Origin of the sequence: Pseudomonas sp. MF6394 (assembly GCF_002018845.1) — a bacterium.
In the GTDB taxonomy this organism is placed as follows: domain Bacteria; phylum Pseudomonadota; class Gammaproteobacteria; order Pseudomonadales; family Pseudomonadaceae; genus Aquipseudomonas; species Aquipseudomonas lactis.
Map to the genome: position 1 here is coordinate 1 of NZ_MVOJ01000074.1, position 2,032 is coordinate 2,032.

Here is a 2,032-nt window from a genome sequence, read left to right on the forward strand (position 1 = left end):
GTGCCCGCTCCTAGCGATGACGTGTTCATCGATAAGAGTGCCCAGACCGTCAAGATTACTGACGCTTCCGGCGGCAACTTCGAAAAACTCGAAGTCGCAGGCTCCGGCGCAACGACCACGATCAACGACACCATCGACAAGGTGGATGTAGTTCTAACTGCTACCACCACCGTTGGCGAAGGCGGCAATATCGTCTACACCGCCAGCCTTGTGGATAAAAACGGTGCGCCGGTGACTAACATCACCAACCCGTTGACCGTCACCTTGGATAACGGCCAGACCATTACCATCGGCGTAAACCAGACTAGCGGTAGCGTTTCGGTTCTTGCTCCTGATGATGTTTACAAGGGCGACCAGACCGTCACCACCGCCATCAAAGGTGTCACTGGTGGCGAGCACTTCGAAAATCTGGTCCCTGGCACTACAGCGGTGAACACCACCGTTACCGATACACCGAGCACCGATAACACCACCACCGTTACACTGACAGCGCCGACCGAGGCGAACGAAGGTGGGCAGATTACGTACACCGCCACGCTTTCCAACAAAGCGGGCACTGACGTAACACTGAAACTCGACAACGGTTCAAGCATCACCATCAAGGCCGGCGACACTGTTGGTACTGTGACCGTGCCTGCGCCTACCGATGACGTGTTTATCGATAAGAGCACGCAGACCGTTCAGATCACCGAGACCACTGGTGGCAACTTCGAAAAACTGGAAGTTGCAGGCAATGGAGCAACGACCACGATCAACGACACCATCGACAAGGTGGATGTAGTTCTAACTGCTACCACTACCGTCGGCGAAGGCGGCAATATCGTTTACACCGCCAGCCTTGTGGATAAAAACGGCGCGCCGGTGACCAACATCACCAATCCGCTGACCGTCACCTTGGATAACGGCCAGACCATCACCATTGGCGTAAACCAGTCGAGCGGTTCTATCACCACCATCGCGCCAGACGATGTCTACAAAGGCGACCAGACCGTCACTACCGCCATCAAAGGCGTGACCGGCGGCGAGCACTTCGAAAATCTGGTTCCAGGTACTACCCCGGTTAACACCACCGTTACTGATACACCGGGCACCGATAACACCACTACCGTAACGCTGACCGCTCCGACCGAAGCGAATGAGGGTGGCCAGATCACCTATACCGCGACCTTGAGCAATAAGGCCGGTACCGACGTCACGCTGAAGTTGGATAACGGCTCTTCGATCACCATCAAGGCTGGCGACACGGTTGGCACCGTAACCGTGCCCGCCCCTACTGATGACGTGTTCATCGATAAGAGCACTCAGACCGTCAAGATCACCGACGCTTCGGGCGGCAACTTCGAAAAACTGGAAGTTGCAGGCAATGGAGCAACGACCACGATCAACGACACCATCGACAAGGTCGATGTGGTCCTGACCGCCACTACCACCGTCGGCGAAGGCGGCAACATCGTCTACACCGCCAGCCTTGTGGATAAGAACGGCGCACCGGTGACCAACATCACCAATCCGCTGACCGTGACATTGGATAACGGCCAGACCATCACTATTGGCGTAAACCAGTCGAGCGGTTCTATCACCACCATCGCGCCAGACGATGTCTACAAAGGCGACCAGACCGTCACTACCGCCATCAAAGGCGTGACCGGCGGCGAGCACTTTGAAAATCTGGTTCCAGGTACTACCCCGGTTAATACCACCGTTACGGACACACCGGGCACCGATAACACCACCACGGTTACGCTGACTGCGCCAAGTGCCGTTAACGAAGGCGGCCAGATCACCTACACCGCGACCTTGAGCAACAAGGCCGGTACTGACGTCACCTTGAAGCTGGATAACGGCTCGTCGATCACTATCAAAGCTGGCGAGACCGTCGGTACTGTGACCGTGCCCGCCCCTACTGATGACGTGTTCATCGATAAGAGCACTCAGACCGTCAAGATCACCGACGCTTCGGGCGGCAACTTCGAAAAACTGGAAGTTGCAGGCAATGGAGCAACGACCACGATCAACGACACCATCGACAAGG

Annotated in this window: 1 protein-coding gene; it reads left to right on the top strand. The window is 56.1% G+C overall.

Translation table 11 applies throughout. From position 1 onward, the window contains the following. On the top strand, positions 1-2,032 hold a 2,032-nt coding region (locus tag MF6394_RS32745; protein ID WP_338013607.1), incomplete at both ends, for an immunoglobulin-like domain-containing protein.